Consider the following 16032-nt stretch of genomic DNA (forward strand, 5'->3'; position numbering starts at 1 on the left):
CATCGAACCGTGACGATGTTTAAAAGGCTGTTGGTTTCGAGTTAAACAGCCACTATAAAGAAAATCATTTAGTTAGCCAAAAACCGAGAGCGTACGTACTAATGCCTTTATGGAAAGTAGGAAGCTCTCTAAATTCTTCAACCTTGAAACCAGATTTTTCAAATATAGAGCGGCATATATCTTCATTAAGAATTAAAGGATGTAGAGCGTCAATTTTAGAATGAGCATCAAAAGCTAAAAATGCTTTACCCTGCTCATTAAGGTAATTATACAAGTTATCGACAATGGTCTCAAATTCAAAACAATGATCGATTACATTAATACTTACCACATAATCAATCTCGCCTCTCATGCTATCAATAAATTCCTCAGCAGGCATACTAAACACTTCTTCAGCATCGTTCAAGTCACACCATGGTACTGTTTCTCTGAATTCATCTGCAAGTGGTTCTACAACATGTATCAAGGAATCAATAAAAAACTTAGTTCTCAATCTACTGCCAGCACCTAAATCTAGAATTTTTTTTCCCGAAAACTGTTCTTGTGTATATCCCAGACCCAACCAAAACCTTTCATTTGCGCCATTAAACAGTACGTCGTCAGTTCGAAAATTCTTCTTCTGATGAAACTCTAACTCCCCTTTTTGGGCAACATTCTTCCACTCCTCATAACTATGCTTAATAACAGGATTCTGCCTATTGTAAGCAAGAGTCAACCCCTCAATTTTTTTAAGGATTCTTGCATTATCTACCTTTAAATCCTTTATTTCTTTCTTAATACTTTTTAAATCGTTTATTTCTTCCCGAACACTCCTTAAATCTATGCTCGACCTTTCAATTGCCCCCTTAACTGCTGTACTTGACGCTTTGATCCGATTCAACACAAAGTCCCGATTGTCGGTTGCTAGTTTGTCACCACGAAGCCTCTTAAATAGTTCTTTGTACACAGCCCAATCCTCCCAAATTATAAATTCACTCTGCCATACTTGTTAGCATTTAGTCTTACTTTTAATAAACGACAATATAATCATCACTTTAGTACTGAAATCAAGCTCTTTTCAATTAAATAGTTAAAATAGTCTCTTTCCTTACTGAAATCATGATGAGAATCTCGCTTTGATTGTGCTCCGGAGTAATGCGTTAACTCAGAACCGTTCGACTCTTCGTAGAAAGAAAAACCATATACCGAAATGTCATATTCTTTCAAAAGATTATGCAAGCACCACTCAATAGAGACCATACCTGTTGTAGGCCATTGCTTACCCGAGAAAAGACCCAACTTTGACTTCAAGTTTGTGTAGTAAATTGTGGTATCAAGTTTATTTATCGAATCAAAATCTTGATTACTAGCTCCGTTTTCCTTTAAGCGCCCTCTAACAAATCCTTCATTTTTTAGGCTAAATTTATTAGCAAGAAACAAATATTTATTCTCATCTCCTACAAGCCTAAAGTTTTCATTCTCTTTACTCGCAATCGACAAGAACACCTTGTTCGTTTTTGTTCCAACAAAATTTTCATAGCCTTTAATTTTAAAGTTGTTAATTCTTACAACCAAATCGAACTTATCTATTGTGTCACCCAATTCAGCATTCATCACTACTGGGGAGTTCCCTATCACCAAAACCCGTTTTTTCTTTAATGGATTGCTTCTAGGTCTTTTAAAAACAACTTTTTCATCATATTTCCTTCTGAAAATACGTTCTTTCTCTATACGCTTAGAAGTTTCAAATGCATTTTTCCGGCGAGTATCATTGATAGAATCATAGAGACGTAAAATTATTTCGTCATTTTGGAATGACTCTTCCAAACGATAACTCAGTTTAGGTAGATTCAGATTTACACTTTCAATGTCAGAAAAAGCTTTACTTATAAAGTCAAGCGGCCCATATTGTTCTGCAATCTTTCTAAAGTAGCCCCTTGGATATTTGTTTTTGTTTCTTAAATATGAAGTTATATTCCCTTTAAACTCTTCATAACTATCTGCCACAAATTCCTGTGGAACGATCTCAGAAATCCCGGTTGAGCCAAAGCAAAAAACTGGTTTGTCGCAAGCAAGGCTTTCAAAGGCAACTAATGGAGAGGGATCATCTCTACTAGTTAATAGGAAAATATCACAGTTGTTAATAGCCTTTTCAAATTCTGGCTCGTGCCCCATCCACTCAATATGTCTAATTTCGTTAATATCGCCAATTCCCAAACTAGACATGACATCGTCTGTAGAGCGCGGCGTATACCATCTAAACTGTCCTTTTTCTTTAAGATCTTTTGCTAGGTCTATATATATATCACAACCTTTTCGGTAATCAGGTAGACCAGCCCCCATAAAAACATTCATATCATTTTTATTTTCGATAGGCTTAAACCTGTTCAGATCAACCACTTCATAAACAACTTTGATATTGTCTATATTACCACCAAATACATACGCTATTAATTGCTTCGATTGTCTAGTTGGCACTAAGTGTACGATATCTAAACGCTTGAATAAACCTAAAATAGATTTAAAAATTGTAGAATTTCGTTCCATGAACGCTCTTAAATTCCAAGCAGTCTCATGCCAGTATATGTATACACGTTTTTTGTCAATAAGCGCATTATGTAAAGCATATATGGAATTTTCACTTAATAGTGATGTAAAACTATTAAACAATAACACATCACAGATAGCGTTTTTATGGTCAAAGTCACGAGTAAAAACTTCATTCGTTAATGTTGTATTTACGTGAGCAGATAAATCCCAAACTCTATTTTCACCAATAAATGTTGTGTATAACGAAGAACATGGAGACTGGTGATGCTCTAAAGGATAATGAGAAAGCATCAATATTTTAGGTGTCATAATAATCTCATATACAGAAAAATATAATTGAATAGATCTTTAATAAGTAAAATTTCATTAATTAGTAAGTGGCCGGATTTAGAATAATATAGCCTAGTTCATGGTCAAGATAAAACAACTAGGTTATGATTTTCTCCAATGCCTTCAAGCTCTTCCAAAAACCTTCACCATTGTTCTTGTGTCCCTGCCAAATTTCAGGGATCCATGTTGTATTCGGCGCATCTTTTTCTAATGTATCAAAAATACGTACAAAATCGATCTCTCCTTCTCCGATTTGTAACCCTTCACCATCATCTCCTTTGGCGTCAGAAATATGGTGGTGGGCAGAATATTTAGCCACACAATCAGTAAACTCATAAAGATCCCACTTGTAGTAATTACAAGCTAGAGCTGTATGTGATAGGTCGTAACAAATTCGATAATTGTAAGCATCACAGAAATTAACTATCTCATCTTGTTCGACAAAGAGATTATGATATTGTTGCCCCCCAAAGTGCCATGGGAATGGTGGCATAGTTTGAGGAATAAGCTCTACTCCTTCTGTCTCGAGTTGCGAAAATGCATCTGCAATTTTTTCATAAAGTGGTACACGTTCCTCTGCGGAAACAAATCCTTCAGACGTAAATCCACCGCAATTCACCACAATACATACTTTGTCATTTTTATTTCGGAAGTACTGTTTAACGTCGCGAGCCATATTAATAACGCGTTGCATATGACTGATTGATAGTTGGCGATACTCTTCATCACTTGAACAAAGATCTAAAACATGATCACTTTCAAATAATTCTGGCGCGTGAATTGCTACATCCATATCATATGTTCCAGACAGATACTCTGCTATGTCTACATTCAAGTCTTTATAACTCAGATGAAACTCAATCATTTCCAACTCACCGCCATCACAAATCGTAGCAAAATCGTGGTAGCGTACTGGGATGCCATATTTCAGTGGCAGCTTGTATTTCTTCGCTTGGACGACCTCTCCATCAATATCACTTTGATAAAAGAAATCATTCTTTTTAATATCTCTGACAGACACTCGATTAATTAGCTCGGAAAGTTTGTATGGTGCAAGGCCTTTACCAGGGGATTTCACTACCAACATGTCTTCAGTGATCACATCGCCTTTTTTGATACTTACACTAGCAACGACACTTTTTGCTAGTGTTTCACGATTCATCATTTCACCTTGAGTGATCGTTTTTGATATATCCGGGCTACCCAATGATTCTTCAACTGCGCGAATCGCTCTCACCATGTCTTTAAATTCGTCGGGTAACAAGCTCACTTTATGGTCATTACCTTCCATTGATTTATCAATAGTAAAGTGTTTTTCGACAATTTTGGCTCCTAACGGGACACTTGCGATCGGAATTGCATAGCCTCTCTCGTGACCAGAATAACCAACTACAGTACGACCTAATGATTTTAAGCGTTCTAGGTACGAAAGGTTTACATCTTTGAATGGCGTTGGGTACGTAGAATTACAGTGAAGTAGAGCAAAAGATGCCGATTCATTCTCCAATAAATCTACTGCAGCTATTATTTCTTGTTCAATACTCATGCCAGTAGACAAGATCAGTGGTAACTTTTTTGCCGCTAAATGTTTCAGTAAGCGATGGTTGGTAAGATCCGCAGATGCGACTTTGAATCCAGCAATACCAATTTCTTCAAGCTTGTCAGCACTAGATTCATCAAAAGGAGTACAAAGCGCAAGAATATTTTTTTTCTTGCAATATTCAAAAATCTCTTTGAACTCTTCATCACTCAATTGGAAACGTTTTAGAAGGTCGAGTACATACTGAGCGCCTAGATCTTGTGATGCATCATCATGATCTCCTTCATTATTATACATTGTAGCCATATCACGCATCTGGAATTTCACGCAATCCGCACCTGCATCTGCCGCAAGATCAACAAGTTCTTTTGCTAACTCGAGGGAGCCATTATGGTTATTCCCTATTTCAGCTATAATAAACGTTGGCTCTCGGTCACCAATTTTTTTTCCAGCTATTTCTATAATAGGTTCATCGTCACCAATTATACCTACCAACAGATCAGATCTATCAAGAATTGGAACATTCTTTACTTTTGAAGAGAGTAGGTTGTAACCATTTGATATAGATTGATCGCTATAAATATATTGAAAATCTCTGTTTGCGGCTTCTATTACGGGATTATTTAAGTCTTGGCTTTTTTCGACAAGATAACGACGAATATCACCATCAGCTAACGAACCAATAATCGCTTCATTGTGATCAACCACAAATAAAATTTTTGTTTTTCTATCTGATAGTTTTTTCAGTGCTTGAAATATGGTTGAAGCGTGAGAAATCTTGAAGCTCTCTGTATCTCGATTAATATACATTATTTTTCACTCATTAATTGTTCGATTATTTTGAAGTCAACAGGCGTATCAATCTCATATCCAGTCTCTTCTTTCATCAGATGAACACCTATTCTCCCATTTAGGCGACATCTTGTCGTAAATAGATCATCTGAGCTCATAACATATATTGAGCCATTCTCTTGATATTCACTAATTTCTTGTCGCATTTTTCTATTGTGAGGGTCATAATTTACAGGCGTTGCATCACCGTTTGTATCAGTTTTCCAAAGAAATTTGTGATTCTCTACCACACTTAGCGCACTGTCATATCTCTTTGACAACACTAAATCTAAACATTCGGAGATGTCAGAGTCTTCTCGTATAGGACTGGTACATTGAAGAAATACGACATGTGAAACAACTTCACCATGCTCTTGCTTTAATGATTTAAGGCAATGTATTAAGGCATCTTCTGATGAGGCAAAGTCACCGCTAATCTCACTCGGGCGCTTCACCACCAAAGCACCATACCGTTTGGAAACACGCGCAATTTCGTCACAATCGGTACTGACAACGACTAAATCTATCTTGCTCGTCGAAATTGCTTGTTCAATGCTATAAGCAATCAACGGTTTTCCAAGTAAATTCTTAATATTTTTCTTAGGTACACCTTTTGATCCACCTCGAGCGGGAATTACTGCTACTACTTTATCTTTCATCACTGACCTTTTGATATTCCAAACTTCGCACAAATTATATCGATTGCTCGTTCTTTTTTCGTATCGCTCTGATAAATATAATTCTCTTTAAACTCTTCGTATGCATTATCATCTATATTAAACAGCATGGATTTATCAAAATTTTCCAAATTATCTAAATCGACCACTGCTTTATTTAGAAGCCTGGAAAAATTTTCAACTCTCCGGAAATCATGATGTAAATTCATCAATTCATTCTTTACGATCGCTATGGGTTTTTTCATATATACTGCAGAATATATACATGTCGAGAAGTGTGTAATTATCGCCTCGCTGTACTCAATCAGTTCTTCTGTTTTCCCTTTAAATGTTATAAAACCATCAAAGTATTCATCGTAATTATCAGAAGTTCTTGGATGTAGAGCAACAACAACTTTTAGTCCAGTGCACTCTTCAACAATTTTGAAGAAGCTTTTTAATGAACTATAATAATCCTGTTGGTGTTTTGTATAATCGAGGCCTAATCTTTTAGAATCCCTATGAAAAGGAAGTGCCTGATCAATGAAAACCACATAAGATTCATTTATAATTTTTTCTATTTCTCGTTCACGATATACAACGCAATAATGTCCAGTTTTTATTTGATTATGTGCGTTTTTTACGAACTTATAAGATAAATGATTCTTCCTTCCACTAACAATAATATGTGTATTTTCACAAACTTTATTAGTATCTATGTCGTTTTTCGCATTTCGTTTTTTTAATTTTATTTCGATTGGAGACTTGCATTTTGCATATTCAATACAATGATTGTAAAAACCAAGAAATCCCCTTATTTTTATTATTCTAGCTATTTTTCCAACAACACTTTTTTGATGTATGTTACCTATCGCATCTATTTCTTGACAAACTATTGGGAGCCCAAAAGTTGTATCGCATACTACATCAACATTTTTTGTAGCTAACCGTTCTCGGATAAATTTTGGTAGTCCATCTCCAGTTGGACAAAACGCAATATCTTTCGGGTTGATCCTCCCCAACAACACTTCTACTTCATCCTGATTTTTGCATATTACAGTAGGTGTAACATTACTTGTAAAGGTGCAAAAATCTATTTCTCTATCATTTACCAAATCATAAATATCGACTATAATCACATCGATTTTTTCCTCTAGTAATTCTTTTAAAATCCAGTAGTCATTCAATGGCGTCAACGAGGCAGAGAAAAAATAAATTTTTTTCATTTTTTGCTTAATAATTCCATAATCTCATTTGTTTTTTCAATCATAAGATTGACATTTGACTTACTTTCTACATTTAGGCGAACCACTGGCTCTGTATTTGAAGAGCGCAGGTTAAAACGCCACTCAGTAAATTCTAAGCTAATACCATCAGTTTCATCAAAAATCAACGCATCTGATTTGTAAGCACCTAAAACTCGATTAATTGATTCTTGCGGGTTATCTAGCTTTGAGTTTATCTCTCCAGACGAGGGATATGCAGCAATGCGCTCTTTTACCGTTTCAGAAAGCTTCATATTTTTTACTGAAAGTAACTCGGTTACTAACAGCCAAGGGATCATACCTGAATCACAGTAGGCAAAATCACGAAAGTAATGGTGTGCGCTCATTTCGCCACCATAAATTGCATCTTCATTACGCATACGTTCTTTAATGAATGCATGTCCTGTTTTAGACTTTACTGGGACACCACCCGCCTTAGTCACCACATCAATAGTGTTCCAGCTTAAGCGTGGGTCATGAATGATTTTGGCACCTTGTTCTTTCTGTAAGAACGCTTCTGCCAACAAGCCTACTATGTAATAACCTTCAATGAAGTAGCCATTTTCATCAAATAGGAAGCAGCGGTCAAAGTCACCATCGAAGGCAATACCCATATCTGCCTTGTGCTCTCTTACAGCATTTGCAGTATCAGCACGACATTCGGGCAATAGCGGGTTTGGGATACCATTAGGGAAATTACCATCTTCTTCATGATGAACTTTAATTAGCTCTAGTGGAATATTTAGTGCTTTAAAGCGTGCTTCAAGAGCATCAATCACGTGACCTGCCGCGCCATTACCGGAATTAATCACCAATTTCATTGGTTTGATGTTTTCTGGTTGTATGTAGCCCATAAGGTGATCGACGTATTCATTTAGAATAGATCGTTGTTCATAATTTCCTTTTGTCACAACAGGCTTAAAAGTATTTTCTTCAGCCAATCGCTGTATTTCTCTTAGGCCAGTATCACCACTAATTGGTCTTGCACCTTCACGTACCAATTTCATTCCGTTGTAATCCATTGGGTTGTGGCTTGCTGTCACTTCAATTCCGCCATCAACACCCAGATGGAAAGTTGCGAAATAGATTTCCTCTGTACCCGTCATGCCAATATCGATAACATTGATACCTGAGTCCATAAGACCATGTGCCAGAGAAAGCTTCAGGGCTTCGCTTGTTAAGCGAACATCACCACCAACTACGACTGTTCGTTTTACATCGCCATTTGCTATCAAAAATTGGCCAGTTGCTCTGCCAATGCGATAAGCAATGTCTTCGTTTAGCTCTTCACCCAATTGACCGCGTATATCATAGGCTTTAAAGCAAGTTAGCTTCTGCATTTTTATTTTTCCTCGAAACGAACGACATCGTCTTCTTTTAGGTATTGGCCTGACTGAACTTCAATTAACTCAAGCGGAACTTTGCCCGGGTTTTCAACCATATGATTCATTCCTACTGGAATATACAAGGATTGATTCTCGGTAATTATTTTCACTGTATCGTCAAACGTTACCTTCGCAGTTCCCGAAACAACTACCCAATGCTCCGCACGGTGATAATGCAGTTGCATGCTTTGCTTCTTTCCAGGTTCAACAGTAATTCGGTTGACGTTGTAGCGCTCACCATTGTCGATAGCATCTGATTTGCCCCAAGGGCGATATCTTTCCCTGTGCTCTTTGTATTCAGAGCGGCTTTCCGCTTTAAGACATTCCACAATACGCTTAACTTCCTGTACTTTGGATTTATCTGCAACCAGCACTGCATCTTTTGTTTCGATGACAACAATGTCTTTTAAACCGACAGCAGCAACAAGTTTGTTTGGTGCGTATATATAGCAATTCTCGGTATCTACAAGAATTGCATCTCCATGGTGAACATTCCCTTGTTCATCTTTGTCTGATACTTCCCAAAGTGCGGACCAAGAGCCAACATCGCTCCAGCCAGCATCCATTGGAACAACCACAGCATGATTAGTATGTTCCATTACGGCATAGTCGATAGAGTCATCAGGACATTTCAAAAACTGCTCTTCATTAACCCGAATGAAGTCATGGTCAAAACTCATTCCTTCAAGAGCCTTTTCACATTGCAGAAATATATTCGGAGCGTGCTCTTTAAGTTCTTTCAGATAGGTGGATGCCTTGAACATAAAACACCCACTGTTCCAGTAATATTCCCCACATCGCAGGTATTGCTCCGCAATTTCTTGTTTAGGCTTTTCAACAAAGGCCTCAACTTCATAAGCGGAACCATTAACAGCAACACCACGATGAATATACCCATAACCAGTTTCTGGCGCAGTGGGCACAATCCCAAATGTTGCCAACTTTCCATTTTCCGCTTGAACCTGTGCATGCATAATTGCTTCTTGGAACGCAGTCCTATTTTTTACAAAGTGATCAGCTGCGAGAACCAGAAGAATAGGATCTTCTCCCTTAGAGACCGCCAGCATTGCAGCAAGCGCTATCGCTGGTGCGGTATTTCGACCAGCAGGCTCTAAAATGATACGTGATTTTTTGTCTAGCCTTCGAATCTGTTCTGCCACGATAAAGCGATGATTTTCGTTGGAAATCACTATCGGTTCTGCCGACTCAAGCCCGCTTAAGCGATCAATTGTCGATTGAAGCATCGTCAAGTCTGTCGCTGTATCTAGGGATAGAAATTGCTTAGGAAATGCTGAACGGGAAAGAGGCCAAAGTCGAGTCCCCGAACCTCCAGCCATAATCACAGGAATAAACATAAATATCTTCTTTATATAATGCTAATAATCAAAATTAGTGTCTATTTTCAAACGCTACCGCCCTTAGGTGTCGTCCCTAAAGCCCGCGATAGCCAGAATGTGTTGTCGAACGTTGGTACTATTTTCTTCTCAGCACACTGTTTTCAGTAGATACTTCCACCTGACGATTGAGTAGGTTTATCAGCAAAATTGATCGCATTTCTCCATCCGCTTCTTTGTAAATTGCATCAGAGCCTTCAAATTGACCAACCAACACTTCGACTTGGTCACCTGACTTCAACATGTCACTTAACTGCTCGCGCTGATCATCCGAATCTTCATGTGCCATTAAGCTCAAAATTAAATCAAACGGAACGGTACAAGGCACTGCACCATGCCTAACAAAATCCACAACACCACGTGTAGAACGAACAGTGGTGTACGCAATTTTTTCGGGGTCAAAGGAAGCAAACACATAGTTTGGAAAGAGAGGTTCAAGCTGCGGGGTTCTTTTACCGCGGCGAATTTTTTCAACCGTCACTTGCGGATAGTAACAGTCGACGCCTTGTCGCTTGAGGTGCTGCTCTGCGCGTTGTTGCTCGCTGCGTTTACAATAGAGCAGATACCATGAATTCATTATATTTCTCGCCGATGTCCTAGCTAGCCAATTTTGCAACGTCTCTGCGACGCGACTCAAGAGTATATTAGGCTGGTCACCGTGCAGCAAGGGCTGTGCAGCCGACTGCTCAATTTGTCTGCACTAGTTCATAGTTTGAATTGTTGTATGTGGCATTTTTCAGAAAAACAAAAGGCCGCATTTGATATGTGGCCTTTAAGATGGGGGATTTTAAGAGGGTTGTACTTTAGATCACTAAGCACTCAAACGTTGAATATCTAAGCTAAAGCTGGTGAGTCCGACTTCGCTGAGTGAAACGCGCACATTTCCGCTTGCCAGATCAATCGTTTGAAAATGCTCACTAGCAGCATCGACACCTAGCACATGGTCGTTTTTGACGATGATAGCGTTTCCTGTCCCATCAACCACGGCGTTTAGCCCTGCGGACAACACACTAAGTTCGTTATCGGCGGCATTGAGTATGCCAAACATGGCTCTGATGGGGCTGGCGTAGGTGGATTTTTTTATGGCATGTTCGATCTGATGCACCAAATGCACAAAGCCACGTTCGTCTGCGTCTTGAGATCGCAGGTATTCGTTGAAAAACGCACGAATCATCAGCGTGGTTGCGGTGCCATTTTTTCCAGCAGAACCGCTATCCACCATGTAGAAGGCCATTTGACCATCCATCATCCACGTATAATCAAGCACCACTGGGCTGGAGTCTGCTGATTGCAGTGAATGGTATGACAGTCTCCAATCCCCTTGGCGTGAGTCTTGGTCTGGCATGAGCCCCATCAGTAAATCTCTTGCATTGCCAGGATTATCGAGCAAGTCATCGAGATGCCACTTCAATTCTTCGGTCAATGGCTGATCGCCGCCTTGTGCCAGCTTAAACCACTGCTGGCTAAAATCGGCATCGCTACTTGCACCACCGTCGGCATCTTCTAATACAGAAATGATGGCCGATTTCACCACCATGATGTCGTCAATGGGTTTAATCAGAAAATCTTTGACGCCAAATCGCAGCGCTTGTGCGACATCGGACATGCCGCCCGTGCCAGAGATGACGATCACAGGGAGCATGGGATATTCGAGGCTAACTTCCTCTACGAATTCCAAACCTGTCATAACAGGCATAGACAAATCACTGAGCAGCAGATCGGGAATGCCATCTCTGAGCGCTTTGAGCCCATCAAGACCATTCCCCGCCTCTCTAACAATGCACCCTTCTTTGCGCAGAAAGCCACCGATGATCCGAATGAACACGGGATCATCTTCAACAATCAGAACCTCTTTACCTTCTAACACTGCCTTGTTCTCCTGATTGGGGGCTAATTTACGCTTGACGAACGTCGCCGAATCTCTTTAGGATAGTTTGAAAACCGCTACGACGTTGCAACATACACGTAATTCTCCGTACCAGTACACATAACCTGATGTATACAGAAAAGAAAAAACTCGCCCAATAAGTTAGCTATCGCATGAACATTACGCGAACTACGACGCTGCTTATTGATATGAGACAACGAAAAGTCCGCCTTGTTAATTTCAAATGGCTAACTCCTTGCCTTTTTATTGAAGGCAATCGCATTATCGTGAATACACATGAAACTTGATGACCTAAATCTCTTTCGTCTTATCGTCGAAAACGGCAGCTACACCTTAGCTTCAAAGAAAACAGGTATACCTGTCGCTACATTGACTCGCCGTATACAAGCGCTTGAGGAAGACATAAAGATTAAGCTTCTTCATCGTGATGCGAGAAAGCTATCGTTGACCGAAGCCGGCCAAGGTTTTTACGAAAAGTGCTCCCCTTTGCTCGAACAATTGATGGAGGCGACTGAGAGCCTCTCCGAATGTTGTAAAGGGGAGTCTGGAACGCTTAAAATCAGTGCGCCGTCCAATATAGCGATGAAACTGCTGCAGCCTATGTTTAGTGCATTCTTGACTAAATATCCTGATATCAAGCTCGACCTTGAGCTGTCAAATGATTCAACCGCGCAGCATTCTGATGATCGTCATGCTTTTATTCGCATTGGCCCACAGCGCGATTCATCTCTGATTGCACGAAAACTGCACACGGTAAAAGATATTCTCGTTGCTAGCCCTGAGTACACCTCAAATCATTCTCCGTTAAGCGATGCAGCGGATCTCACTAAGCATCATTTGTTAAAGGGGTGGCCTCTGATGCGCTGGCGACTAACAAATCAACAAGGCCAGCAGCTATGTATTACGCAACAAGGCCGTTTTGAAGCATCAGAACTTCGCTTAGTGCGCGCAGCCGCTAAAGATGGATTGGGTATCGCATTAATACCTGATGTGCTGGTACAAAAAGACGTCGAATCCAATGAACTCGTCCAAGTACTTCCCGAGTGGACAACCTGCCCCCGCGATATCTTCCTGATGTACCATGGCAAAACTAACTTGCCTGCCAAGCTACGCGCATTTATTGATTTTGCATTTGGCTATTTTCATACAGACAACACTCAAACGTGACCTAGTTCACTGAATGTCCCAAAAGCGATAAGTGCTTAAAAAATCAACACACTTTTGCCAATGAAAACTTGCTAAGCCGCCCTGTGACCGCTAAATGTTATAGGGATGTAAAACCATAAAGCAGCGATATCTTTCTCTGCACAAACGTTAACGATGGTTTCTGCAAACGGAAGGAGCGATTATGATTTTGGGACACTTGCTAGGTTTGTATACCCATCCGAAAGAGGAATGGCAAAATATTGATGACCGCCATGAAGGCGCATCAAGCAGTTTGGGTCACGCTGCCATCATGGCGCTTATACCACCAATTTGTGCCTATTACTCGAGTGCGCACATTGGGTGGAGTATTGGTGTCGGCGACCCAATTTTTCTGACGGAGCAAAGCGCACTAATTATTGCTGGCGCCATGTATTTTGCCCTAATCACGGGTGTGATGGCTCTCGCCTACCTGACTCTTTGGATGAGTCGTACTTTTGGTTCCGATCCAACTTACACGCAAGCGCTTGAGCTTTCTGCCTACACGGCCACTCCTGTCTTTATGGTGGGTTTAGCCGCGCTCTTTCCTGTGGTCTGGTTCGTCATGCTGGTCGGGTTGGCAGGTATCGCCTATTCGATTTACCTCCTTTACACTGGTGTGCCGATCATCATGCACATTCCTGAAGAACGTGGATTTATTTATGCCAGTTCAGTGGTCACCTGTGGGTTGGTTCTACTTGTCGCAATTTTGGCAAGTACTGTGATCATGTGGAATGTCGGCTTTGGCCCCATGTTCGTGAACTAACCGAGTATGCTCTCCGTTGAAAGCTAATGAGTCATTGGCAAAGCTCACAACTGAAAACACGAGATAAAAAAAAGCGCGGTCGCTATTGCAGTGACCGCGCTTTTTATTTGTCTCTGTTTTTCTTAGCTCTCGTTATAAATCTCGAGGTTTGCTAGCTCTTGCTGTTGCTCGCGAAGCTCTTTGGTTTCATCGTTTCGCAAGCTATCAATATACTCAAGGTATTCTTGATTGATGTCCTGGGTAACGTATTGACCGCTAAATACAGAGCTGTCAAATTGCTTCACGTCAGGATTACCCTCTCGTACCGCATCTTCTAAGTCAGCTAAGTCTTGGAAAATCAAGCCGTCAGCACCAATGATGCTGCCGATTTCATCCACTTCACGCCCGTGTGCAATCAATTCGTTAGCACTTGGCATATCAATGCCGTAAACGTTAGGGAAACGGACTTCTGGCGCCGCAGAGGCCATATATACGCGTTTCGCGCCGGCTTCTCGTGCCATTTCGATGATCTGCTCAGAGGTTGTGCCGCGCACGATAGAGTCATCAACCAGCAGCACTGATTTACCTTTGAACTCAGAGCGAATTGCGTTGAGCTTGCGACGAACAGATTTACGACGCTGCTGCTGACCAGGCATGATAAAGGTACGACCAACATAGCGGTTTTTCACAAACCCTTGGCGATACGGTTTATTCAGCTCTTGAGCGATTTCCAGCGCGATGTCGCAAGACGTTTCTGGGATAGGAATCACCACGTCAATGTCGAGGTCATCCCATTCACGACGAATTTTCGCACCGAGCTTCTTGCCCATATTGATACGTGCGGCATATACCGAAATCTTATCAATGAAGGAATCAGGACGAGCAAAATAGACAAACTCAAAGATACATGGCGAAAGTGACGGAGTATCTGAGCACTGACGTGTGTACAACTGTCCATCAAATGTAATGTAAACCGCTTCACCAGGCGCAACATCACGCACGAAATCAAAGCCGACTGCATCAAGGGCAACCGACTCAGACGCGACCATGTATTCTTCACGATTGTTCACAGTGCGTTTGCCCAAACATAATGGGCGAATACCATGCGGGTCACGAAATGCGATAAGCCCATGACCAATGATCATTGCCACCACAGCATAAGCACCGCGAATTTGTTTATGCACTGCGCGAACAGCTTTAAACACATCTTCTTCCGTCAGAGGAAAAGCGGCAGCTTCATCGATTTGATGAGCAAGAACGTTGAGAAGAACTTCAGAATCAGACGTGGTGTTAAGGTGGCGGCGGTCTTGAGCGAAAAGCGACTCACGCAGTTCATTCGCGTTAGTGAGGTTTCCGTTGTGCGCAAGTGTAATGCCGTAAGGTGAGTTAACATAAAACGGCTGTGCCTCAGACACACTAGAACTGCCGGCTGTTGGATAGCGCGCATGCCCTATCCCAACCGTTCCCTGCAAGCGTTGCATATGCTTGAGTTGGAATACATCTTTTACCAAGCCGTTCGCTTTTCTTAAGCGAAAGCGGTTGTTGTCAATAGTTACAATGCCGGCGGCATCCTGACCACGGTGCTGAAGTACTGTCAACGCATCGTAAATTGACTGATTAACCGGGGTTTCACCCACGATTCCAACAATCCCACACATGTATGCTGTTCCTTGTAACGCAAAAGTAAGCCCAGGGAACTGTTTTACGTTTTCCTGCCTTTATCTGCTAAAAGCAGGCTGACGCTAGATCACCTTGGGCAAAAAGCTGGAGCTCTGCTCCAAATACGAGAAAAACCATTCAATCACTACCCCAAACTTAGGGATCAATTGTGATTGCTTCCACTCGCTGGCGCTGGAAAAATTAGTGAACGCATCGAGGAAGAACAATAACGCAGCGACTATCAGTACGCCGCGAATACCGCCAAAAACCACGCCTAGCACTCTATCAGTTCCAGAAAGGCCTGTTTTTTGAACTAATTGCCCGATGACATAGTTCACCACAGCGCCAACAATTAAGGTGGCAATAAACAGCGCCGCAATAGCAGCGCCATTTCGAATCATTTCGTCATGGATGTTCGTGAAGTAAGCGGCCAATTGCGGGTAGAAATTACTCGCGACAAAGAAGGCGCCAAACCAAATAACCAGCGATAACGCTTCTTTTACAAATCCACGGACCAAGCTAATCAATGCTGAAAAGCTGATCACTCCAATAATGACGTAGTCTATCCAATTCATCTTTTAATCATCTGAGCGATTCGCGCGCATTTTAACAGAAAAAATGACGACGC

Annotated in this window: 13 protein-coding genes; 2 read left to right on the top strand and 11 right to left on the bottom strand. The window is 41.0% G+C overall.

Features of this window, described 5'->3' with window-relative positions; translation table 11 throughout:
• Positions 1–64 precede the first annotated feature (64 nt).
• The 9 genes from AC3CIC_RS11605 to AC3CIC_RS11645 all read right to left on the bottom strand — a co-directional run bounded on the left by AC3CIC_RS11605 (position 65) and on the right by AC3CIC_RS11645 (position 11797).
• Entirely contained in the window at positions 65–946 is an 882-nt protein-coding gene (locus tag AC3CIC_RS11605) for a class I SAM-dependent methyltransferase (protein ID WP_488514674.1), read from the bottom strand.
• A gap of 83 nt (positions 947–1029) precedes the next feature.
• Entirely contained in the window at positions 1030–2838 is a 1809-nt protein-coding gene (locus AC3CIC_RS11610; protein ID WP_488514675.1) for a glycosyltransferase family 29 protein, read from the bottom strand.
• A gap of 118 nt (positions 2839–2956) precedes the next feature.
• Positions 2957–5209 carry an N-acetylneuraminate synthase family protein gene (locus AC3CIC_RS11615; RefSeq protein WP_488514676.1) on the bottom strand — a complete coding sequence of 751 codons (2253 nt, stop codon included), beginning with the start codon at positions 5207–5209 and terminating at the stop codon, positions 2957–2959.
• Positions 5209–5889, bottom strand: a complete 681-nt coding sequence (locus AC3CIC_RS11620) for an acylneuraminate cytidylyltransferase family protein (protein ID WP_488514677.1) — start codon at positions 5887–5889, stop codon at positions 5209–5211. The genes AC3CIC_RS11615 and AC3CIC_RS11620 overlap by 1 nt, the downstream gene beginning before the upstream one ends.
• On the bottom strand, positions 5889–7112 hold the full coding sequence (locus tag AC3CIC_RS11625) for a hypothetical protein (RefSeq protein ID WP_488514678.1): 1224 nt from the start codon (positions 7110–7112) through the stop codon (positions 5889–5891). Before AC3CIC_RS11625 ends, AC3CIC_RS11620 begins: the two co-directional genes overlap by 1 nt.
• A complete protein-coding gene (gene cpsG / locus AC3CIC_RS11630; protein ID WP_488514679.1) occupies positions 7109–8491 on the bottom strand; it encodes a phosphomannomutase CpsG in 1383 nt (460 codons plus the stop codon). The genes AC3CIC_RS11625 and cpsG overlap by 4 nt, the downstream gene beginning before the upstream one ends.
• 2 nt (positions 8492–8493) lie before the next feature.
• Complete coding sequence (locus AC3CIC_RS11635) at positions 8494–9891, bottom strand: mannose-1-phosphate guanylyltransferase/mannose-6-phosphate isomerase (RefSeq protein WP_488514680.1); 1398 nt, start codon at positions 9889–9891, stop codon at positions 8494–8496.
• A 118-nt stretch (positions 9892–10009) separates the two neighbouring features.
• A complete protein-coding gene (rfaH, locus tag AC3CIC_RS11640) occupies positions 10010–10507 on the bottom strand; it encodes a transcription/translation regulatory transformer protein RfaH (RefSeq protein WP_488514681.1) in 498 nt (165 codons plus the stop codon).
• A gap of 234 nt (positions 10508–10741) precedes the next feature.
• Positions 10742–11797, bottom strand: coding sequence for a response regulator (locus AC3CIC_RS11645; RefSeq protein WP_488514682.1), 1056 nt, complete (start codon positions 11795–11797; stop codon positions 10742–10744).
• Positions 11798–12094: 297 nt separating this feature from the next.
• Between AC3CIC_RS11645 and AC3CIC_RS11650 the strand changes: the two genes are divergently transcribed.
• Both AC3CIC_RS11650 and AC3CIC_RS11655 read left to right on the top strand, forming a co-directional pair.
• On the top strand, positions 12095–12985 hold the full coding sequence (locus AC3CIC_RS11650) for a LysR family transcriptional regulator (protein ID WP_488514683.1): 891 nt from the start codon (positions 12095–12097) through the stop codon (positions 12983–12985).
• 181 nt (positions 12986–13166) lie between these two features.
• Positions 13167–13766 carry a Yip1 family protein gene (locus AC3CIC_RS11655; RefSeq protein WP_016960195.1) on the top strand — a complete coding sequence of 200 codons (600 nt, stop codon included), beginning with the start codon at positions 13167–13169 and terminating at the stop codon, positions 13764–13766.
• 122 nt (positions 13767–13888) lie between these two features.
• On the opposite strand, the gene purF is transcribed toward AC3CIC_RS11655, so the two are convergent.
• On the bottom strand, positions 13889–15403 hold the full coding sequence (gene purF / locus AC3CIC_RS11660) for an amidophosphoribosyltransferase (RefSeq protein ID WP_016960194.1): 1515 nt from the start codon (positions 15401–15403) through the stop codon (positions 13889–13891).
• 84 nt (positions 15404–15487) lie between these two features.
• Positions 15488–15979 carry a CvpA family protein gene (locus tag AC3CIC_RS11665; protein WP_016960193.1) on the bottom strand — a complete coding sequence of 164 codons (492 nt, stop codon included), beginning with the start codon at positions 15977–15979 and terminating at the stop codon, positions 15488–15490.
• Between the last annotated feature and the right edge of the window lie 53 nt (positions 15980–16032).

The sequence above is a fragment of the Enterovibrio sp. QJM3NY_24 genome, from assembly GCF_057786035.1.